Raw genomic sequence first — 20,371 nt, forward strand, 5'->3', positions numbered from 1 at the left:
CGTGACCACCGACCCCGAGCGTCTCGTGGTCCCGGAAGAACTCGCCGAGTTACGTCGCAGCCTGGACGTGGGCCTCGCCCGCGTCGACGGACAGCTCGCGTTGCTCACCCAGCGAGACGCGCAGCACACCAAGGACCAGGACGATATGTCGGTCCGGATCACCGCCCTGGAACACACCCGCTGGCCACTGCCCGCCCTGGCCGCGCTCACCGCGGTCGGTGCGCTCGCCGTGGCGGTCTGGCAGGCCCTCGGGCACTGACCCAGGGCGGCTCCGGGCGGTCAGCGCCTGTCCTGGCCGAGCCGCAGATGGTGCAGCAGGAGGAGTGCCGCCGCCATGTTGGCGGCCGGGACCTCACCGCGGGCCACCATGTCGGGGACCAGCTTCAGCGGTACCCACTCACGGCGGTCCGACTCGAAGTCGTCCACGGGGTGACCGATGTAGGTCCCCTCGTCCGACCAGTAGATGTGATGCTGGGCGTCCGTCAGACCGTTGGACGGCTCGACACTCATCAGGTGCCGTAGGGGCCCCGGCCGCCAGCCGGTCTCCTCCTCCATCTCACGGGCCGCCGCGCACGCGATGTCCTCGCCGTCCTCGACGACCCCCGCCGCGAGCTCCCAGCCCCAGCTGTCGGTGATGAAGCGGTGCCGCCACAGGAGCAGGACCTCGTTGGCCTCGTTGACGACCGTGGCGATCGCCACCGGGCGCAGCCGTATGAGGAAGTGGTCGAGGTGTCGGCCGTCCGGCAGTTCGACGTCCGCGAGATTGACGCTGAACCATCGGTTTTCATACACAGTTTGTTCGCTCTGTTTCGTCCACTGCACGGTTCTGCCACCTTCCGCCGAATAGATGGCAATATCGCAGCAGGAGACGGGGAGGGCACTCGGCGCACGACGGAGCGAGGCAGCACGTGTCAGGCGGCGGCCCGCATCCGTACCCGGTGTCGAGGGGAACCGCGCTTCACTGCGCCGGGCGCCTCACAGCGGCACCCGCAGCGCCCCGTCGATGAGTTCGGCGGCCTCGGCCGTGCCCGCGCAGTCGCTGCGGACCAGGTGTTCGCGCACCGCCCGCAGCCGGTCGCGCAGCCGCTGGGACTCCATCCCCCGCGCCTGTTCTGCCATTTCCACCGCCGTGGCCACCGCCTCGTCGGTGTTGCCCTGGCGCAGCTCGATCTGGCTGAGCATGGCGAGGCGGTGCACCCGGCCCCGGTCGTGCGCCGGGGTGTCCACCGCGGCCGCGGCGTGCTCGTGCGCGGCCGTGAGATCGCCGAGGCTGAGCAGCGCCTCCGCCACCTGCACATTCACCAGGCCCGGCTGGACATAGCCGGTCTCGTCCGGCTCCCGGCCGCGCCGGATGCGGTCGGCCGCGGCCTCGGCACGCCGGATGCACGACAGCGCGCTGCCCCCGTCGCCCAGGTGGGCGTACGCCTTGGCCTGCATCGCGTACAGGTCGGAGGCGAGCGCGGGCGTGATGTCCCGGCCCGCGGCGCGCAGCGCGGCCTCCGCGAAGGCGACGGCCTGACGGAACTCGCGCATGAACAGGGACTGGTTGACGAGCAGCGCGATCACATACGCGCCGAGCCCCCGGTCGCCGCTGGCCTTCGCCAGGCGCAGCGCCTGGTGGAAGTAGCGCTGGGCGAGCCCGTGCGCGTCCGAGTCGTACGCGCAGATGCCCGCTATCGCCACCAGACCGCCGGTGGCCCGGTGCAGCTGACGCCCCATCGCGTCGGTGTAGCTGCCGCGAAGCAGCGGGGCCGCCTCGGCGTTGAGGAAGCCGACGATGCGGGTGCGGGTCGCGATGCCACCGGTCTTGCGGTACATCTGCTCGTAGTGCGCGCGGGCCGAGCGCAGCATCTCCAGGTCCGACAGGCTCACGGGGTGGCGTCCGCCGCGCGAGACGTCGGTGTCCTCGGGCGGGTTCTCCCACTCCCACACCGGCATCACGGCGGGCGTTCCGGTGACCGCGGGCGCGCCGAGGAGATGCGGCCGCTGCTGCTCGTCGGAGCGCCACAGCGCCGTCGCCCGCTCCACGAACCCGGAGAGCGTGGAGGCCATCGAGGCGCCGCGGGCGGGCGCGCCCCCGGGCACCCCGAGGCCGATGTCGTCAAGCGTGACCGTGCGCCGCAGCCGGGCCGCGAGCACCTCGCAGATCAGGTCGGGCACCTGGCCGCGCGGGCGCTGGCCCTTCAACCACCGGGCCACGGCGGTGTGTTCGTATCTCAGGGCGAGCCCGCGGGTCTTGCCCACCTGGTTGACGTGGGCGGCGAGACCCGCGTGCGAGATGCCGGCTTCGTCGAGGATCGCGTCGAGCAGGGTATTGGGCTGCATGGAGGGCCCTTCGATGGCTCGGTACGGCCCAGACTAATGGAGCGCCCTTCACACGGGGTGTGAACGGAGTGCCCGCATCCGGAGGGTGTGCGCTCTGCCGCGCCGGGCGCCGGGTCGCTTGACTGAGGGCCTCACCAGGAGGCGGCCGGGCCGTCGGGCTCCCCTCACTCAGTGCGACGGCCCCTCGTCGGCGCCGTCCGTGTGACCGTCGTCTGCCCGGCAGTTCCACGACGGCACGGACGGCGCGGGCCGCACCACGCCGGGCGGCGTTCAGCTCATGGTGCGGGCGCGCCGCCCGGTCTCCGTCTGCTGCCGGGGCACGCGCTTGCGGTCGTTGCGCAGCACCAGGAGCGCCGCGTCGTCGGCGGGCAGGCGGCCGATGTGGCGCAGGAGGCGGGCGTAGACGCTCTGGATCACCCGCTGCGGGGACACCGGCTGGCTCCGGGCGGCCTCGCCGAGCACCTCAGACAGCGGGAAGAACTGGCCCGCGGCGTTGCGCGCGTCCTCCACGCCGTCCGTGTGCAGCACGAGCGCGTCCCCGGGCAGCAGCGTGCCGCAGTGGTGCAGGGGCAGCTCCGCGGGGAGCGGGAAGGGGCCGAGCGGCGGCAGCGGCTCGCCGCCGGGCAGTTGCCGGGCGTGGCCGCGCAGCCGGTAGGGCCAGGGGTGGCCGCAGTTGAGGGCCCACACCTCGCCCTCGGGGCCGATCTCCACCAGCAGGACGGTGACGAACTCCTCGGCGAGCGGGTTGTCCGGCGCTTGGGCGCCGCTCGCGGGGTGCTCGGCGCGGGAGCGCTCCCGCAGGTGCCGGGCCAGGGCCCGCTCCAACCGGCGCAGGACATCGGGCAGTTCGGGCTCGTCGTGGGCGGCCTCGCGGAAGCTGCCGAGCACCGCGGCGACGGTGGCGATCGCGGCGAGGCCGTGGCCGCGCACATCGCCCATCACGACGCGGACGCCGTGGTCGGTGGCCGCGACCTCGTACAGGTCCCCGCCGACGGAGGCGCCGTGCGAGGCGGAGAGCCGCCCCGCGGCCAGGGCGAAGCCGTCGATGCGCGGCGGCAGCGGCCTGAGCAGGACGTTCTGCGCGGCGCCCGCGACCTCGCGGATCTGCCGCAACTCCCGGATCAGCGCGTGCCGCACCTGGAATATCAGCCCGGTGCCGACGGCGAAGAAGACCGCGCTGGTGACGATCCGCGCGCCGAGACCGTTCTGCTGGGCGAGCGGGCAGGTCAGTTTGTACGTGATGGCGACGGCGCCCCACACCGTCGGCAGACCGAGCGTCAGCGCGCGGCGCAGCCGGCGTCGGCAGGGCCGCTCGATGGCGGCCGGGTTCCGCTCCTGTGCCGGTCCGCGCGTGGGCGGCCGACGCCGGACCCGCGCGCCGTGACGGCGGGGCGTTCGAGGCTTGATTCGGATCATGCCGACGGCCCCCCTAAGGCCCGGTTCAGCGTGCGGGCCGTGTCCGGGACCGGCCCCTACGGCCGGATTGATTCTGTCGACCGGGTGGGCCTATCGGGTCAGATCACCGGAAGTTGTCACTCAAACGAGTGAGCAGCGCCCCGCCCTCGCCCACCACGCCGGAGGGGGCGCGTCCGCTTTCGCGGACACGCCCCCTCATCAGCGCCTTCGTGCGCCGGGCGGGCGCCGGGGCTACGCCCCGCGCAGCACCGCCCCGGTCGTCTCGGCGGCGCGCGCCACCGCCGCGTCACGGGCGGCCGAGGCCTCCTCGACCGTCAGCGTGCGGTCGGGGGCGCGGAAGCGCAGCGCGTACGCGAGCGACTTCTTGCCCTCGCCGAGCTGTTCGCCGGTGAAGACGTCGAACAGCCGGATGTCCTCGAGGAGTTCACCCGCGCCGTCGCGCAGGAAGTCCTCGACGACGACCGCGGGGACGTCCTGGTCGACGACGAGCGCGACGTCCTGCGTGGCCACCGGGAAGGACGAGATGCGCGGCGCCTGGAGGGTGCCCTCACCGGCCTTCTGGAGCAGGTCGAGGTCGAGCTCCATCGCGCAGGTGCGGGCGGGCAGGCCGAGCGCCTTGGTGACGCGCGGGTGCAGCTCACCGGCGTGGCCGATGGGGACGATGTTGCCCTCGACGCCCTGGGGGACGTCCGCGTCCTCCAGGTACACGGACAGCTCCGCGCAGCGGCCCGGGTGCCAGGGGCCGTACTGGCCCTGCTGGACGATGAGCTCGGCACCGGCCTCGCGGGCCAGGGCGCGCGCCGCCTCGATGGCGTCCGCCCAGTCGGCCGGGCGGCCGCCGCCCCACCATCCGGCGCGCTCGCGGGCGCCCGCGAGGACGGCCGCGGCGTGCCGGGGCTGCTCGGGCAGGGCGCTGTTGAGCGCGGCGATCTCCTCGTCCGTGGGGCGCCGGTCGACGGGCAGGCGCCCGGGGACGCTCGCGCCGGCCACCGGGTGGAAGACCAGGCCGGTCTCGAAGAGGGCCAGGTCGTGGCTGCCGCGGCCGTCGTTGCGGCGCAGCGCGGCGAGGAGGCCGGGGAGCAGCGTCGTACGGAGGGCGGGCTCCTCGTCCGAGAGCGGGTTGACGAGCTTGACCACGCGGCGGTTCGGGTCGTCCGCCTCCAGGCCGAGCTGGTCGAAGACCTGCTCGTTCACGAACGGGTAGTTCGGCGCCTCGACGTAGCCTGCGGCCGCGAGGGCGCGCCCGGCACGGCGGTGCAGCCGCTGCCGCTCGGTCAGACCGCGCCCGGCCGGGGGCTTGGGCAGCGTCGAGGGCAGGTTCTCGTACCCCTCGAGGCGGATGACCTCCTCGGCGAGGTCGTTGACCTCGGCGAGGTCGGGCCGCCAGGACGGCACGGTGACGGTCAGGGAGTCCTGGCCGTACACGTCGCAGCCGACCTGCTGGAGGCGGCGTACGACCGTCTCGCGGCCGTAAGCGACACCGGCGACCTGGTCCGGGTGGTCGGCGGGCATGGTGATCGTGCGCGGCGCGGACGGCGCGATGACCTCGGTGACGCCCGCCTCGGCGGTGCCGCCCGCGAGCAGCACGAGCAGGTCGACGGTGCGCTGCGCGGCGGCGGACGCGGCCTGCGGGTCGACGCCGCGCTCGAAGCGGCGGGCCGCCTCGGAGGACAGCTTGTGGCGGCGCGCGGTGCGGGCCACGGAGACCGCGTCGAAGTGCGCGGCCTCGATGACGACGTCGGTCGTGCCCTCTTCCTCCGCGTGGTCGGCGATCTCCGTGTTGGCGCCGCCCATGACGCCCGCGAGGCCGATGGGGCCGCGCTCGTCGATGATCACCAGGTCCTCGGCGTCGAGGACGCGCTGGGCGCCGTCGAGGGTGGTGAACTTCTCGCCCTGCTCGGCGCGGCGGACGCCGATGGTGCCCTGGACGCGGGAGCGGTCGTAGGCGTGCAGCGGCTGGCCGAGCTCCAGCATCACGTAGTTGGTGACGTCGACGGCCAGCGAGATCGGGCGCATGCCCGCCTTCTGGAGGCGGCGCATGAGCCAGATCGGCGAGCGGGCGTCGGGGCGCAGGCCGGTGACCGTGCGGGCGGTGAAGCGGTCGCAGCCGACCGGGTCGCTGACGCGCACCGGGTAGCCGAAGGAGTTCGGCGCCGGGACGTCGAGCAGCGCCGGGTCGCGCAGCGGCAGGCCGTAGGCGGTGGCCGTCTCGCGGGCGACGCCGCGCAGCGAGAGGCAGTAGCCGCGGTCGGGCGTGACGGCGATGTCCAGGACCTCGTCGACGAGTTCCAGCAGCTCGATGGCGTCGGTGCCGACCTCGTGCTCGGGCGGCAGGACGATGATGCCGTCGCCGCCCATCGCGGTGGAGTCGCCCATGCCCAGCTCGTCGCCGGAGCAGATCATGCCGTGCGAGGTCTTGCCGTACGTCTTGCGCGCGGCGATGGCGAAGTCGCCGGGGAGCACGGCGCCGGGCAGGACCACGACGACCTTGTCGCCGACGGCGAAGTTGCGGGCGCCGCAGACGATCTCCTGCGGCTCGCCGGTGCCGTTGGCGGAGCCGACGTCGACGGTGCAGAAGCGGATGGGCTTCTTGAAGCCCTCCAGCTCCTCGATGGTGAGGACCTTGCCGACGACGAGGGGGCCCTTCAGGCCCCCGCCGAGCTGTTCGACGGACTCGACCTCGAGGCCCGCCGCGATCAGCTTGGCCTGGACGTCACGGCCGGTCTCGGTGGCGGGGAGGTCAACGTACTCCCGCAGCCAGGAAAGCGGGATGCGCATCAGATCTCCGTCCCGAACGGCCGGGTGAAGCGGACGTCACCCTCGACCATGTCTCGCATGTCTTCGACGTTGTGGCGGAACATCAGCATGCGCTCGATGCCGAACCCGAAGGCGAATCCGCTGTACTTCTCGGGGTCCACACCGCAGGCGGTGAGCACCTTGGGGTTGACCATGCCGCAGCCGCCGAGCTCGATCCAGCCCTCGGAGGAGCAGGTGCGGCAGGGGCGGTCGGGGTTGCCGACGGACTCGCCGCGGCACACGTAGCACACCATGTCCATCTCGGCGGACGGCTCGGTGAAGGGGAAGAAGTTCGGCCGGAGCCGGGTCTTCATGCCCTCGCCGCCGAAGAGCGCCTGCACCATGTGGTCCAGGGTGCCCTTGAGGTCGGCCATGGTCAGGCCCTCGTCCACGGCGAGCAGCTCGACCTGGTGGAAGACCGGGGTGTGGGTGGCGTCCAGCTCGTCGGTGCGGTAGACGCGGCCGGGGCAGATCACATAGACCGGCGGCTCGCGGTCGATGAGCGAGCGGATCTGCACGGGCGAGGTGTGCGTGCGCAGGACCACGCCGGAGTCGGCAGAGCCGTCGGCGCCTTCGACGAAGAACGTGTCCTGCTCACCGCGCGCCGGGTGGTCCGGGCCGATGTTCAGGGCGTCGAAGTTGAACCACTCGGTCTCGACTTCGGGGCCCTCGGCGACCGCGTAGCCCATCGCGACGAAGATGTCCTCGATGCGCTCGGACAGCGTGGTCAGCGGGTGCCGGGCGCCGGCCGCGACGCGGTCGTAGGGCAGCGATACGTCCACCGCCTCCTCGACCAGGACGCGGGCGTCGCGCTCGGCCTCGAGCTCGGCCTGGCGGGCGGCGAGCGCCTTGTTCACGGCGCCGCGGGCCATGCCCACGCGCTTGCCCGCATCGGCCTTGGCCTGCGGGGGCAGCGCGCCGATCTCGCGGTTGGCGAGCGCGAGCGGCGACGTACCGCCGGTGTGCGCGGTCTTCGCCTCCTGGAGCTGGCCGAGGTCGGCGGCGGCCGTGAAGGCGGCGAGCGCCTCGTCCCGCATGCGCTCGATCTCTTCAGGTTTCAGTGCCTCGACCTCGACAGGGTCGTACGACTTGTTCGGTGCCGACATCTCTTCCCGTGCTTCCGGTTGGCTGGCGGATGGTCCCCGTCGACGAGTCGGAGACGACTGGTCCTGAGAACGTCCCGAGAATGGGGACACAAAGGTGCCAACGACCGAGTCTAACGGGGGTGCGGTGAACGAATGCGCCCGCGGGCTGCTCGGACGGTGATCACTGAAGATACGCCGGAGCCCCCACGGGCAACGTAAATCGGAACTGGGCGCCGCCGCTCGCCGCGCGGCCGACGGTGATCGCGCCGCCGTGCGCCTCGACGATGCCCTTGACGATGTACAACCCCAGTCCCGTTCCGCCGCGCTTGCTGCCCCGCCAGAAGCGGGTGAAGACGCGGCCCATCGACTCTTCCGGAATGCCGGATCCCTCGTCGCTGACGGTGACCGCGGTGTCGGTCGCTCCCCGCACGCGCAGGGACGGCGAGGGCGCCACGTCGATGGTGACAGTCCCCTCGCCGTGGCGCACCGCGTTTTCCAGGAGGTTGCTGAGCACCTGGTCGATCTTGTCCGGGTCGGCCCACAGGTCGGGCAGGGGCTGCTGGAGGCGGAGCAGGAAGCGGTCGGCGTCCTGTCCGGCGGCGACGTGGGCCTGGATGTGGCGGCCGACGGCGGCGCCGATGTCCACGGGCTGGCGGCGCAGCTCCAGGCGCCCGGAGTCGATGCGCGAGATGTCGAGGAGCTCGGCGATGAGGCGGGTGACGCGGTTGGCGTCGGCGTCGACGGTCTCCAGCATCAGCCGCTTCTGGTCGTCGGTGAACCGCTCCCACTTGGCGAGCAGCGTCGCGGTGAAGCCCTTGACGGACGTCAGCGGGGAGCGCAGTTCATGGGCGACCGTGGCGATCAGCTCGGCGTGGCTGCGCTCCATGCGCCGCCGCGCGTCGGTGTCGCGCAGGGAGACGACGAGGCGGCGCAGCGGGCCCGTCGGCCGTGACCGTACGTAGCGGGCGGAGACGAGGACTTCGCGGCCGCCCGGAAGGAGCAGGTTCTGCTCGGGCTGGGCGACGCGCGTGGCCAGGCCGCGGTAGGGGTCGGTCAGCTGCCACCAGCGGCGGCCCTCGAGGTCCTCCAGGGGCAGGGCGCGCTCGATGGGGGCGCCGAGGGCGTCGGCGGCGCGCACGGCGGTGATGCGGGCCGCCGCGGCGTTGAAGCAGATGACGCGCCCGGTCTCGTCGGCGACGACGAGGCCGTCGGGCAGGTCGTCCGGGTGGATGCCGAGCTCGCCGAGGCCGGGGCCCGCCGGGTCCGTGTGCTCCTCGGGAGGGCACAGGAGGTCCCGCACTCCCGGTGGTCTGCTCGTGCCGACGCTCATTCCCCGTATCCCCGCCTCTCGAAAACCGGCTGCGTGGGCCCCCGAGGCTGAGTGGGTCCCCGAGCCCGACACACTACTAGCCGGGGGTGACGGAGCGGCACCCTCCGGAGGCACGCTGTGCACGGGCGGAGGCATAGAGGCACACGGCTGCCGCCGTCGCGAGGTTCAGGCTCTCCGCGCTGCCGTGGATCGGAACGCGCACCACCGCGTCGGCGAGTGCGCGGGTCTCCTCCGGCAGCCCCCAGGCCTCGTTGCCGAAGATCCACGCGGTCTCGGTGCCCATGGTGCCCTGGTCGAGCTCGGCGTCCAGGTCGTCCTGGCCCGCCCCGTCCGCGGCGAGCACCCGCACACCGGCCGCCTTCAGGCCGCGTACGGCCTGCTCGACGGGTACGCCGACGGCCACCGGCAGATGGAAGTGGGAGCCGACCGAGGCGCGGACCGCCTTGGGGTTGTAGAGGTCGACCGAGGCGTCGGTGAGGATCACGGCGTCGGCTCCCGCGGCGTCGGCGCACCGCAGCACGGTCCCGGCGTTGCCGGGGTCGCGCACATGGGCGAGCACGGCGACGAGCTTGGGCCGCCCGGCGAGGATCTCCTCGAACGGCACGTCGAGGAAGCGGCACACCCCGACGAGGCCCTGCGGGGTGACGGTGGTGGAGATGTCGGCGATGACGCTCTCGTCGGCGAGGTGCACCCGCGCTCCGGCGGCGCGCGCGTCCGCCACGATGTCCGCGTACCGCTCGGCGGCCTCGACGGTCGTGAACAGCTCGACGAGCGTGGGCTCACCCCCGACGCGGTGCCCGGCCGCCTCCCGCACCGCCTGCGGCCCCTCCGCGAGGAACAGCCGCTCCTTCCCCCGGAAGTTCCGCTTGCCAAGCCGCCGCGCGCCAGTGACGCGCGGCGAACGCGGGGAGATCAGTTCGGGACCGTGTGCCATCGAGTCGCTTTCAGGTGTACGGGTTCGACGAGGGGATCGGGGTTCTTCACCGCCGCGACGGCGCTCAGCCCAATGATCGCTGTCCGGCGGTGCCGAACGGCCGCACCACCCGCGCGGCGAGTGACCGGCCGTCGGGCCGAACGCGACTGGACCCGCAGGCTCAACGGCCTGCGGGTCCAGTCACGGCTCAAGCTCAGTGCAACGTCACGCGGCCTTGGGGGCGTTGACGTCGGACGGCAGCGCCTTCTGCGCGACCTCGACGAGGGCGGCGAACGCGTTGGCGTCGTTCACGGCCAGCTCGGCCAGGATCTTGCGGTCCACCTCGATGTTGGCGGCCTTCAGACCCTGGATGAAGCGGTTGTAGGTGATGCCGTTCAGGCGGGCAGCGGCGTTGATGCGCTGGATCCACAGCTGACGGAAGTCGCCCTTGCGCTTCTTGCGGTCGTTGTAGTTGTAGACGAGGGAGTGGGTGACCTGCTCCTTCGCCTTGCGGTACAGACGCGACCGCTGGCCGCGGTAACCGCTGGCCTGCTCGAGGATCGCCCGGCGCTTCTTGTGGGCGTTCACTGCCCGCTTGACGCGTGCCACTTGTTAACTCCTTGTAGCGGGGCCGTGGTGGTCGTCACACGGCCCGGTTTCGACTGATGTCCCGGTCCTGGCGTCGCGTGGCCCTCGTACTCGACGAAGGGCCGCGACGTCACTTGCCGAGAAGCTTCTTGATCTTCTTGGCGTCGCCCGGGGCCATCTCGGCGTTGCCGGTGAGGCGACGCGTCAGACGGGACGACTTGTGCTCGAGCAGGTGGCGCTTGCCGGCGCGCTCGCGGAGCACCTTGCCGGAGCCGGTGACCTTGAAGCGCTTGCTGGCACCGCTGTGCGTCTTGTTCTTCGGCATAGCGCCGTTCTCTCCTCGTCAGTGGCACTCCGATGCCCGGTCGTGAAACCGGGCATCCGGGAGCGTCATCGTGTGTCGGTGGTGATCCCTGGACTCGCGTCCGGGGATCAGGCCTCGGCGGAAGCCTCGGCCGGGGCCTCGACGGGGGCTTCGGAAAGCTCCTCCTCGGCGGCGTTCTGCGACTTGCCGGGGTTGGCCTTCGCATCCGCCTTGCGAGCCGCCTGGGCCTCACGGGCCTCGGCCATGGCCTCGGTCTTCTTCTTGTGCGGACCGAGAACCATGATCATGTTGCGGCCGTCCTGCTTCGGGTTCGACTCGATGAACCCGAGGTCCTGGACGTCCTCCGCGAGGCGCTGCAGCAGCCGGAAGCCAAGCTCCGGACGGGACTGCTCGCGACCACGGAACATGATCGTGATCTTGACCTTGTCGCCCTGCTTGAGGAACCGGACGACGTGACCCTTCTTGGTGTCGTAGTCGTGCGGGTCGATCTTCGGCCGGAGCTTCATCTCCTTGATGACCGTGTGCGCCTGGTTCTTGCGCGCCTCACGGGCCTTCATGGCCGACTCGTACTTGAACTTCCCGTAGTCCATGAGCTTGCACACGGGCGGACGGGCGTTCGCCGCGACCTCGACCAGGTCCAGGTCGTACTCCTGCGCAAGCTCCAGGGCCTTGGCAAGCGGGACAATCCCGACCTGCTCGCCGCTGGGACCGACAAGTCGCACCTCGGGAACGCGAATCCGGTCGTTGATGCGGGGCTCGGCGCTGATGGATCCTCCTCGGTAGCACCACACGGCGGTCTGGCGGACAGCCGCGTAACGTCTGTTTTCTCGACCAACCCGTCGGAGGCATGAAAAAATGCCCCGGCCGATCACAGCAGGGGCTCCACACAGCTACCGGAGCACCGCCACGGTGACCGCGGGGCGCATCGGGCGGACCGTCACACTCAGTGCGGACCGCCTGACCGGTGACCCGCCGCTCGGGGAGCGGCAAGGTGGGAGATCGGAGCCTCCACTTGTGGGCCGGATCCTGCGTCGATGAACGCGTGTCCGGCCGGTCGTCACCCAAGGTTAGCAGGTCCTGGGGGGTGGGGCTAACGGGCCGCGGGCGGCTCTAGGGTGTGGGGCATGAGTGACACAAGCCCCGCGGCCGCCTCGCCCGCGCATCCCGACTCGCCCGCGAACCCCGACTTCGACGCCCTGACCCGCGACATCGCGGACGTTCCCGCGGTCGAGGTGATCACGACGGTCGCGGTGCACCTGATGAGCGCGGCGGCGGTGAACCTGGGCCTCGCCGAGGAGGGCGAGGCCCACAAGGACCTGGACGAGGCCCGCAAGCTGATCCAGGCCCTGGCCGGGCTGCTCGACGCGAGCGCGACGGAGGTCAGCTCCTTCCACGCCGCGCCCCTGCGTGACGGTCTGAAGTCGCTCCAGCTCGCGTTCCGCGAGTCGTCCCTGGTGCCGGACGAGCCGGGCCAGGGCCCCGGCGAGAAGTACACGGGGCCGGTCTTCGGCTGAGCGTCAGCGTACGTAGAGGGGCTCGCCCGGTGGCGTCGCCTCGGCGGGCAGCAGTGCCAGGTCGAGGCCGCGCACCAGGCGGGCCCTCAGTGTTTCGTCGGCCGCGAGGGCCCCGGCCACGCGCTGGGCGGCACCGGCCGGGTCGGCTCCCGGGGCGAGGACGAGGGCGAGGGTGCCGTCGGCCGGGCCGGGGCCGAGGTGGGCGCGCAGCACGTCGGGCTCGGCGGCGAGGGCGGCCCGCACGGCCTCGTGGACGGCCGGGTCGGTGAGCGGGTCCGCGCTGCCGCGGCCCTCGGCGAGGGCGATGAGCGCGGCGCGGTTCAGCTCGTAGGGGACGGGGCCCGCGAGGTCGAGCACGATCGTGTCGGCCTTCTCGTGGGCGGCGGCCTGGAGGGCCTGGTGCAGTGGTACGGCGACGGGGCGGGCCGCGGGGTCCCAGAGCGCGAGCGCCTCGGTGGAGGTGAAGGCGGGCAGCGCGGTGCGGTGGCCCGCCTTGAGGGTGGGCACGGCCATGTCGCTGGTCTTCTCGCGCCGCAGGCCGTTCTCGTCCTCCTCGACCTCGCCGAGGACGGCGACGACGGGGACGAGCAGCCTCGCCGCGGCGAGCGCCTCAAGGACCGGACCGTGGGCGGTCCGGTCCTGGGACCAGGCCTCCAGCGCTACGCGGAGCCTTGGGTCGGCGGAGCCGTCGTCGTCGGAGAAGCCGGGGTCGGGGATGTTCTTCGTCTGCACGTCGTCGACACTAGCCCGCCGGGGTTCCCGCCCGGTTGCCCGGCCAGGGTCACCGTCGCCGGACCGGGCGCCCCCGCCAGAGGTAGGCACCGGTTGCCAGGAGGGCCAGGCCCAGGGTTCCGGCCACCGGGCCCAGCCAGGTCTCGGACGTGTCGTCGTCCGACTGCTTCTCGGGGCCCGGGCCGAAGTACTGCTTGGCGTACGACGTGGCGCCCGTCGTCGTCCGGGGGGAGTCCGGCTTCAGCTTGGCCACGCGGCGGAGCGCGGCGACGGGGTCGATGAGGCCGAAGCCGCGCGAGTCGTCGCGGCCTCCGGCGGGGGCGTCCTGGGCGGTGTCCCGCAGGAGCCGCTTGACGCGGGCGGGCCCGAGGTGGGGGTGGGCGGCGCGGATCAGGGCGACCGCGCCGGAGACGAAGGCGGCGGCGGCGCTGGTGCCCCAGCCCTCGTAGTACTTGCGGTCGGGGTCGGCGATGACGATGTCGTCGCCGGGCGCGCTGACGGTGGCGTACCAGCGGCGGGTGGAGAAGGAGGCGCGGGCGCCGTTCTCGTCGACGGCCGTGGCGACGATCACTCCGGGGTAGGCGGCGGGGTAGGAGACGTGGTCGCCGCGTTCGCCGCCGTTGCCCGCGGAGGCGACGACGACGGCGCCCTTCTTGAGGGCGTACTGGACGGCGCTGTCCTCGGCGGGTTCGGGGTGGGCGGACTTGGAGTCGTCGCCGAGGGAGAGGTTGATGACGTCGGCGCCGTGGTCGGCGGCCCAGCGGATGCCTTCGGCGAGGGCGTTGCCGCGGGTCTGGCGGGCCTTGCCGCGGGCCGGGTCGCCGTCTTCGAGGATCACGCGCACGGGCAGGATCTTCGCCTCCGGGGCGATGCCGAGGACGCCGTCGCCGCGGCCCGCGCCGTGGCCGTGCCCGGCGACGATCCCGGCCATGGCGGTGCCGTGCCGGGCCCAGGTGCGGTCGCCGCGGCGGGCGCCGAAGCCGACCATGTCCTTGCCGGTCAGTACGTTGCCCCGCAGGTCGGGGTGGGTGGCGTCGACGCCGGTGTCGAGGACGGCGACGGTGACGCCCTCGCCGCGCGTGGTGCGCCAGGCCTCGGCGGTGCCCATGGTGTTCAGGGCCCACTGCTGGGCGCGGATGCCGTCGTCGGCGCGGGCGGGGGTGGCGGGCAGCAGCGCGAGGGTCGCGGCTAGGGCGGCGACCAGGGCCCTTCTGGTGGGTCTCCGTGGGTGAGGGAGCGGCGTTCGGTGCGTGCTCTCGGCGTGCCGGGCGGGAGTCCTCGTAGCGGCGCTACTTGGGCTTTTCGTCCGGTGCGGCGAAGGGGGTCCCCCCTGCTCGAAGAGCTTGGGGGAGCGTGCCGGGCGTCGCGGCGCCACGGAGATCCACCAGCGGGGCCCTAGCGGCCGCCGCGGCCTCGGCGGCTTCATCGGGACCCCTCCGGTGCGGTGGTGGCGGTCTTGCGCAGGCTCCGCTCGACGCGGTCGGCGATGCCCTTGGCGTCGTTGCCGAGGCCCGCCTGGGCGGGGGCGGAAGTGGCGCCCGCCTTCATGGCGTCGGCGGCCGGTTCGGGCTCGGTGACGCGGCGGCCGTCGGCGAATCCGGACACGGCGTAGGCGACGACGGGCGCGTCGGGCAGCACCGAGAGCGTCCAGGTGGCCCGCTGGGCGTCGCCGAACACGGTCGCGGGGGTGCGGGGGGCGGCGTAGGGCCGGGGCATGAGGTCGGTGCGCCGGTCCAGGCCCTCTTCGGTGAAGCGGGTGCGCAGGGCGCGCATGGCGGCGGCGTCGGCCCGGGTGAACAGCAGTCCCACGGTGGTGAGATGGCTCCTGGTGGCGTCCGTGTAGGTGGCGCGCAGCAGGCGCGCGCAGCCGACGGGGGCGAGCGCCCGCCGCAGCAGCGGGTCGAAGGCGCCCGCGCAGCCGCTGTCGGGGGCGACGGCGACGCGGTTCCAGGTGCGGTCGGCGCCGCCGGGGCCCGCGCCCTCGCCCTTGATGGTCAGCGGGAACAGCTCGTTGACGGGCAGGCTGTGCCAGAGTTCGGCGGCCGCCGCGTAGGTGCCGCGTCCTTCGCCCGCCGCGTCGGACTCGCCGGTCAGCCAACTGCCGGTGACGGCACCGCCGATGAGCCCGAGCCCGAGCACCGCGCAGGCCACGGCGGCGGCCGCGCGGGGCCGGACCCAGGCGGCGATCGGGTGCGGCCGGGTGGCGGTGCCGTCGTCCAGGACGGGCCGCGCGAGGAACACGAAGGGGCGGTGCCCGTCGGGGGCGACGGCGCCGGTGTCCCTGCGGGGAGCGCGAGTTGACGGGGGCGCGGGGGCGGCCGCCGGGGCGGGAGGCGTGTCGGGCAGCCGTGCGGACGCGGGGGGTGGCGGCGGTGCGTCGGGGGCTCGGGGCACTGGGGGTGCCCCTGCGGGAGCCGGGCTTTCGGTGGTGGGGGCTTGGGCGGTGCGCTGCTTGCCTTCGGTGGCGCGAGATCCGGCGGTACGGCGGCCGTGGGGACGGCTCTTGGCGGGGGCGTCGCCCTCGTCGGCGTCCGGGGCGAAGGTGCCCTCGACGCCGCGCTCGCCCCCGGCGGAGACACCGCCCTCCTCCTCGGCGGCGCCCCTCTCCCCCGCGCTCTTCTCGCCGCGCGCGGGCCGGGCCCGGTCGAACGGGGCCAGCAGGTCGGCGACCGCGGCCTCGCGGGAGGCGTACGCGGTGGTGTCCTCGGCGGCCGGGCGCGGGCTCCGGAGCACCCAGTCGCGGTCCACGGGGGGCCGGACGTCGGGGAAGCGGGCGCTCGCGGGCGGAGGGGGCGGCTCCGAGGCGGGTCCGCGGGTGCCGGGGGCGAATCCGTCGGTGCCAGGGGGGAATCCGCCGGTATCCGAGGCAAGTCCCTCGGCGTCCGGGCCAGATCCATCGGTGCCCGAGACGACTCCATCGGCGGCCGGGACGAGGCCATCGGCGCCCGAGGCGGGGCCGTCCGCGTCCGAGGCACGCCCCTCGACGTCCGCACCAGACCCAACGGCGCCCGAACCGACTCCATCAACAGCCGAGCCAAGGCCGTCCGCACCCGAGGCGAGGCCATCAGCGCCCAAGGCACGCCCCTCAACGTCCAGGCCAGACCCAACGGCGCCCGAGACAACTCCATCGGCGGCCGAGGCGAGACCGTCGGCGCCCGAACCGAGGCCACCGGTGCCCGAACCGAAGCCACCGGCACCCGAGCCAAGCCCGTCCATGTCCGAGCCGATTCCACCGGAGCCCACGCCGAGACCGCCGACGTCCAAGGCAAGGCCATCGGCGCCCAAGCCGAAGCCACCGGAACCCGAACCGAGGCCATCGGCGCCCGAGCCAAGGCCACCGGCGTCCAACGCGAGACCGTCGACGTCCGAGCCGATTCCACCAGCGTCCAAAGCAAGACCGTCGGCGCCCGAGACGATTCGGTCGATGTCCGAAGCGGAGCCGCCCGTGTCCGAAACGGAGCCGTCGGCGTCCGCGACGGAGTTCTCCGCGGCACGGGCCGGGGCGGTGGTCTTCGGGGGCGGAGAGCCGGGGGCGCCTTCGGGTTGGGCCGGTACGCGCGGTGGCGTTCCGGGAGGTGGGGGGACGGGGGGCCGTCGCGCCTCCGTGCTCATGCACCCCCCGTTCCGTCGCGTCGCGCGCTCCCTGGCGTGCGGTCACTTTACGGGTTGACATGAGCCCCACGGGAACCGAGTCCGGGACGCCGGGTGATCTGCCCGGATCGTCCCCCTACCCCGCGGTAGCCGGGTCTGGCAGGCTGCGCGCATGACAGGCCGAGCCGCTGACCGTGCCAGGGACCGGGCCCGCTACGACCGGGCCACCGCGCACCTCGACGCGCCGCTCGCGATCGTCGACGTGGCGGCGTTCGACGCCAACGCCGACGACCTGCGGCGCCGGGCGGGCGGCAAGCCGATCCGGGTCGCGAGCAAATCCGTGCGGTGCCGGGCGCTGCTCGAACGGGTGCTCGCGCGCGACGGGTTCGCCGGGATCATGTCGTTCACCCTCGCGGAGTCGCTCTGGCTGGCCCGCTCCGGCTTCGACGACGTGCTGCTCGCGTACCCGTCGGCGGACCGCGCCGCGTTCGCGGAGCTCGCGGCCGACCCGAAGCTCGCGGCGGCCGTGACGGTGACGGTCGACGACCCGGCGCAGCTGCGCCTGATCGACCAGGCGCGCGGCGGCGGCCGCGAAGAGGTCCGGGTCTGCCTGGAGCTGGACACGTCGCTGCGGCTGCTCGGCGGGCGGGTGCGGGTCGGGGCGCGGCGCTCGCCGCTGCACGGGCCCGCCCAGGTCGCGGCCCTCGCGCGGGCGATCGCGCGGCGCCCTGGCTTCCGGCTGGTGGGCGTCATGGCGTACGAGGGCCATGTGGCCGGGGTCGGGGACGCGGTCGCCGGGCATCCGGCCAGGTCGCAGGCGGTGCGGATGATGCAGAGCGCCGCGCGCCGGGAGCTGGCGGGGCGGCGCGCGGCCACCATCCGGGCGGTGCGCGAGGCCGTGCCAGAGCTGGAGTTCGTGAACGGCGGCGGCACCGGCAGCGTGCAGCACACGGCGGCCGAGGAGTCGGTGACGGAGATCGCCGCCGGGTCGGGCCTGTACCTGCCGCGGCTCTTCGACAACTACACGTCGTTCAGCGGGCGTCCGGCGGCGCTGTTCTCGCAGCCGGTGGTGCGCAGGCCGGGACCGGGCGTGGTGACGGTCCTCGGCGGCGGGTATCCGGCGTCGGGCGCCGCGGGCGCCGACCGCTCGCCGGTGCCCTATCTGCCGCAGGGGCTGCGCTACGACCCGCAGGAGGGCGCGGGCGAGGTGCAGACGCCGCTGCTCGGGCCGCCCGCGGACGATCTGCGGATCGGCGACAAGGTGTGGTTCCGGCACGCGAAGGCCGGTGAGCTGTGCGAGCGGTTCGCGGCGCTGCACCTGGTCGAGGACGACCGGGTGACGGCGACCGTCCCGACGTACCGGGGCGAGGGCCACACCTTCCTGTGACACCTTCCTGTGACACCCGGTCCCGGGGCGCCGCCCGATGCCGCTGACGCCCGTACGGGCTACGGCGTGGGCTCCACGCTGCTGCCCACTCCCCCGCCGGTCGCGCTGTCGCCGACGGGCCGGATGCCGTCGATGACCTCGTCGATGTCCGAAAGCGGCGGCGCGCCCGCGCCCGCGTCGAACTGGAAGCGCACGATGACCATCGCCTCGGAGCCCGTGCTGGAGGGGAAGGCGAGGGACTGGACGTATCCGCCGGGGCCGTTCTTCGTGTGCACGCGCCAGCGGACGAAGTAGCCGCCGCGGCCCGCGACCGCGACCGTTCCGGCCTTCACGCGCTGGTGGCGGGTGATGCCCCCGTACGGCTGGCGGTCAAGGGCGTCCTCGTCATACGCGGCGTCGGCGGCGTCGTCGATGTCGGCGGTGGCGAGCTTCTGGGGGGAACGCTCGTCGGTGCCCGTCGCCGTCCGGGAGCTGATCTTGCCGTGGCGGCAGAAGCCGGGGTCGCCGGGGCAGTCGTAGGTGCCGGGGGTGCGCAGGGCCAGTTCGTCGAGGCCGTCGTCGGACGTCTCCCAGCCGTCGGGGATGGGCAGCGTGATGCCGTTGAGCTGGTCGACGAGCGTGTCCGGGTCGTTGGTCGAGGACGGCGACGCGGTGGGGGCCGAGGTGCTCGGGGCGGGTTCCTCCGGCTCCGAGGTGGCGGGCGCGGGCCCGGCCGTGGGGTCGCCCTCGTCGTCCTGGAGGACGAGGAAGCCGGTGACGATGGACGCGATGAGCACGGCACCGGCCGCGCCGAGCGCGAGCGCCTTGGCGCGGCGCCCGCCCGTGCGCGCGGGCAGCGGCCGCACGGCGGTGACACCGAGCCCCGGCCGCGCCTGCGCCAGGTGGACCGTGGCCTCGGGCGTCCGCCGGTGCGACGTCCACGCGGACCCGTCCCACCACCGCTCGACGGCGGGCTGGGACGGGTCCGGGTACCAGCCGGGAGGGGGCGACATGCTCATCCCGGCACTCTAGGACGTGGCGCGGCGGGCGGTACAACCACCCGGGTCACGCGGTCAGTAGATGCTGTCCAGCTGGTCGGGGACCACGGAGCCGTCCTCGCGCAGGACGGGGCCCTTGCGCCCGTCGGGCTCGTTGTAGGCGGCGGTCGAGCAGGGGTAGGTGCCCTGCTTCTGCGGCAGCGGCTCGATGAACATGGGGTTCACGACCCACCGGCCGTCGGCGTTGTCGTACGCCCGGCACATGAACTCGCCCTTGTTGCGGTTGAGCACGAGGTGCGCGCCGGTGGCGTCGCCGACGAACGTCACGTCGGTGTCGGCGTCGCCGCCGCCGATCGCGATGCGCTTGCTCCAGCGCTGCTTGTCCCAGGCCTTCTTGCCCTTGATCTGGTAGATCTCCTGGTTGACGAAGCAGCGCTTGCCGTCGATGTACGGGATGGCCTCGCCCTTGTTGACGCCGATGCCGCCGCAGCCCCGGTTCCAGGTGGTGATGCGGCCCTTGCCGTCGAGGACGGAGCGGATGGCGACGGTGTGCTTCCGGTCGATGCCCACGCCGCGCGACCACATCTCCGCGACCGGCTCGGAGCCCGCGGACACGATGTAGACGTCGAATCCGGCCTTCTTCAGGGTGCGGATCAGGTCGCGCTGCTGGTCGTAGTAGCGCACGTACCCCGGCACGGTGTGGCTGCCGATGGTGCGGGTGGTGCCGATCGGCGCGGCGAGGGCCTCCTTGCGGGCCTTCTTCGCGTACGACTCCAGTTCCTTGACGGTGTGTCCGGCGAACAGCTGGGGCACCCAGGCGTACTGCGGGACCGTGCGGCGGTGGTTCCAGGTGCCCTCGAAGGCGGCGGCGCCGCTCATCGTGGTGCCGTCCTCGCGGATCTGGAGGATCTCGTCGGCGCAGGCCCCGTTGGTGGCGGTGGGCAGCGGCTTGCCGACGGCCACCTTGGTGCCGCAGGCCTGGGTGAGGGCGCGGTGGCCGGCGTCCGTCATCCACTTGCTGGAGGACTTCCAGCTCTTGGGGCGCAGGATCTTGTCGTGACGGAGCGCCCAGCTGATGGTGGCGTCGGTGATGTCGTTCTTGGTGATGGTGTTGTCCCAGTCGAAGGCGGCGACCGGGCGCTTGGTGCCATGACCGAGGTGGGGGTTGGAGCAGGTGCCCCGCTCGTCGATGACCCGCTGGAGACGGGCGCGGTTGTCGCCGTACCAGGGGAGCTTCTTCGACAGCTGGGGGCAGTGGGCGCCGGGGTGCGACGCGGGCGCGGCCGTGGCGGCGGCAGCGGGAAGCGTGACGGGCCCGGCCACCAGGGCGGCGGCCGAGGCCAGCGTCAACGCCAGAACGTTTCTGTTACGCATGTGCGTGGACGGTACAGC

The 20,371-nt window shown here is 73.4% G+C and carries 18 protein-coding genes; 3 read left to right on the top strand and 15 right to left on the bottom strand.

Going from position 1 to position 20,371, the window contains the following annotated elements:
• Nucleotide 1: 1 nt before the first annotated feature.
• A complete protein-coding gene (locus AC07A4_RS24355) occupies nucleotides 2-259 on the top strand; it encodes a hypothetical protein (RefSeq protein ID WP_478602149.1) in 258 nt (85 codons plus the stop codon).
• A gap of 20 nt (nucleotides 260-279) precedes the next feature.
• On the opposite strand, the gene AC07A4_RS24360 is transcribed toward AC07A4_RS24355, so the two are convergent.
• The 10 genes from AC07A4_RS24360 to infC all read right to left on the bottom strand — a co-directional run bounded on the left by AC07A4_RS24360 (nucleotide 280) and on the right by infC (nucleotide 11,569).
• The gene (locus tag AC07A4_RS24360; protein ID WP_478602151.1) at nucleotides 280-822 is read right to left on the bottom strand and encodes an NUDIX hydrolase; all 543 of its coding nucleotides are present in this window, start codon (nucleotides 820-822) and stop codon (nucleotides 280-282) included.
• A 153-nt stretch (nucleotides 823-975) separates the two neighbouring features.
• Nucleotides 976-2,325, bottom strand: coding sequence for a transcriptional regulator (locus tag AC07A4_RS24365; RefSeq protein WP_478602153.1), 1,350 nt, complete (start codon nucleotides 2,323-2,325; stop codon nucleotides 976-978).
• Nucleotides 2,326-2,595: 270 nt separating this feature from the next.
• On the bottom strand, nucleotides 2,596-3,741 hold the full coding sequence (locus AC07A4_RS24370; RefSeq protein ID WP_478602155.1) for a PP2C family protein-serine/threonine phosphatase: 1,146 nt from the start codon (nucleotides 3,739-3,741) through the stop codon (nucleotides 2,596-2,598).
• Nucleotides 3,742-3,972: 231 nt separating this feature from the next.
• A complete protein-coding gene (pheT, locus tag AC07A4_RS24375; RefSeq protein ID WP_478602156.1) occupies nucleotides 3,973-6,519 on the bottom strand; it encodes a phenylalanine--tRNA ligase subunit beta in 2,547 nt (848 codons plus the stop codon).
• Nucleotides 6,519-7,643 carry a phenylalanine--tRNA ligase subunit alpha gene (gene pheS / locus AC07A4_RS24380; protein WP_478602158.1) on the bottom strand — a complete coding sequence of 375 codons (1,125 nt, stop codon included), beginning with the start codon at nucleotides 7,641-7,643 and terminating at the stop codon, nucleotides 6,519-6,521. Before pheS ends, pheT begins: the two co-directional genes overlap by 1 nt.
• Before the next feature lie 160 nt (nucleotides 7,644-7,803).
• On the bottom strand, nucleotides 7,804-8,952 hold the full coding sequence (locus tag AC07A4_RS24385; protein ID WP_478602160.1) for a sensor histidine kinase: 1,149 nt from the start codon (nucleotides 8,950-8,952) through the stop codon (nucleotides 7,804-7,806).
• A 76-nt stretch (nucleotides 8,953-9,028) separates the two neighbouring features.
• Nucleotides 9,029-9,886 carry a TrmH family RNA methyltransferase gene (locus AC07A4_RS24390; RefSeq protein WP_478602162.1) on the bottom strand — a complete coding sequence of 286 codons (858 nt, stop codon included), beginning with the start codon at nucleotides 9,884-9,886 and terminating at the stop codon, nucleotides 9,029-9,031.
• Between the two features lie 204 nt (nucleotides 9,887-10,090).
• A complete protein-coding gene (gene rplT, locus AC07A4_RS24395) occupies nucleotides 10,091-10,474 on the bottom strand; it encodes a 50S ribosomal protein L20 (protein ID WP_478602164.1) in 384 nt (127 codons plus the stop codon).
• A gap of 109 nt (nucleotides 10,475-10,583) precedes the next feature.
• Nucleotides 10,584-10,778, bottom strand: coding sequence for a 50S ribosomal protein L35 (gene rpmI, locus AC07A4_RS24400; protein WP_004944288.1), 195 nt, complete (start codon nucleotides 10,776-10,778; stop codon nucleotides 10,584-10,586).
• 107 nt (nucleotides 10,779-10,885) lie between these two features.
• Complete coding sequence (gene infC / locus AC07A4_RS24405; RefSeq protein WP_478602452.1) at nucleotides 10,886-11,569, bottom strand: translation initiation factor IF-3; 684 nt, start codon at nucleotides 11,567-11,569, stop codon at nucleotides 10,886-10,888.
• A gap of 333 nt (nucleotides 11,570-11,902) precedes the next feature.
• Here infC and AC07A4_RS24410 point away from each other — a divergent pair, with 333 nt between their 5' ends.
• The gene (locus tag AC07A4_RS24410; RefSeq protein WP_478602168.1) at nucleotides 11,903-12,292 is read left to right on the top strand and encodes a DUF1844 domain-containing protein; all 390 of its coding nucleotides are present in this window, start codon (nucleotides 11,903-11,905) and stop codon (nucleotides 12,290-12,292) included.
• Nucleotides 12,293-12,295: 3 nt separating this feature from the next.
• Here AC07A4_RS24410 and AC07A4_RS24415 read toward each other — a convergent pair whose 3' ends face one another.
• The 3 genes from AC07A4_RS24415 to AC07A4_RS24425 form a co-directional block, all read right to left on the bottom strand.
• Nucleotides 12,296-13,024 carry an SseB family protein gene (locus AC07A4_RS24415; protein ID WP_478602170.1) on the bottom strand — a complete coding sequence of 243 codons (729 nt, stop codon included), beginning with the start codon at nucleotides 13,022-13,024 and terminating at the stop codon, nucleotides 12,296-12,298.
• A 49-nt stretch (nucleotides 13,025-13,073) separates the two neighbouring features.
• On the bottom strand, nucleotides 13,074-14,132 hold the full coding sequence (gene mycP, locus AC07A4_RS24420; protein WP_478602171.1) for a type VII secretion-associated serine protease mycosin: 1,059 nt from the start codon (nucleotides 14,130-14,132) through the stop codon (nucleotides 13,074-13,076).
• A 314-nt stretch (nucleotides 14,133-14,446) separates the two neighbouring features.
• Nucleotides 14,447-15,757: a hypothetical protein gene (locus tag AC07A4_RS24425; protein WP_478602173.1), complete on the bottom strand. Its 1,311-nt coding sequence runs from the start codon at nucleotides 15,755-15,757 to the stop codon at nucleotides 14,447-14,449.
• A gap of 1,030 nt (nucleotides 15,758-16,787) precedes the next feature.
• Between AC07A4_RS24425 and AC07A4_RS24430 the strand changes: the two genes are divergently transcribed.
• Nucleotides 16,788-18,002 (top strand): amino acid deaminase/aldolase, encoded by a 1,215-nt coding sequence (locus AC07A4_RS24430; protein ID WP_478602175.1) that lies wholly within the window; start codon nucleotides 16,788-16,790, stop codon nucleotides 18,000-18,002.
• Nucleotides 18,003-18,061: 59 nt separating this feature from the next.
• Here the strand turns inward: AC07A4_RS24430 and AC07A4_RS24435 are convergent, their stop codons facing one another.
• Nucleotides 18,062-19,000, bottom strand: a complete 939-nt coding sequence (locus tag AC07A4_RS24435) for a DUF2510 domain-containing protein (RefSeq protein WP_478602177.1) — start codon at nucleotides 18,998-19,000, stop codon at nucleotides 18,062-18,064.
• Nucleotides 19,001-19,054: 54 nt separating this feature from the next.
• Complete coding sequence (locus AC07A4_RS24440; RefSeq protein WP_478602179.1) at nucleotides 19,055-20,353, bottom strand: HAD family hydrolase; 1,299 nt, start codon at nucleotides 20,351-20,353, stop codon at nucleotides 19,055-19,057.
• Between the last annotated feature and the right edge of the window lie 18 nt (nucleotides 20,354-20,371).

Source organism: Streptomyces sp. NPDC043996 (genome assembly GCF_056435225.1).